Source organism: Halomonas sp. ND22Bw (assembly GCF_003011945.1).
Classification (GTDB): domain Bacteria; phylum Pseudomonadota; class Gammaproteobacteria; order Pseudomonadales; family Halomonadaceae; genus Halomonas; species Halomonas halophila.
Map to the genome: position 1 here is coordinate 1 of NZ_PXWD01001636.1, position 241 is coordinate 241.

Here is a 241-nt window from a genome sequence, read left to right on the forward strand (position 1 = left end):
GCAGGTTGGAGGTGTTGGTGACGTGCACCTGCACCCCGTCGAGGCCGTCCTTGGTGGCGCGTGCGCCCGAACCGCCGCCGATGGTCTCCAGGTAGACGAAGTACCGGCCGGTACGGGAGTCCAGGCCGGAGAAGTGGACGCCGGTGTTGGCGCCGTTGGCTGCGGCGGTGACACGCTCGGGTGCGGCGGTTGCGAGGGCTCCGTGGATGAGATCGACCACTCGCTGGCAGGTCTCGGTGCG

General features: G+C 69.7%; 1 protein-coding gene. It reads right to left on the reverse strand.

Annotated elements, in window-relative coordinates; all coding sequences use genetic code 11:
• A partial coding sequence (locus CVH10_RS23810; protein WP_369336013.1) for a hydantoinase B/oxoprolinase family protein occupies positions 1-220 on the reverse strand: 220 nt, incomplete at its 3' end.
• Positions 221-241 lie beyond the last annotated feature (21 nt).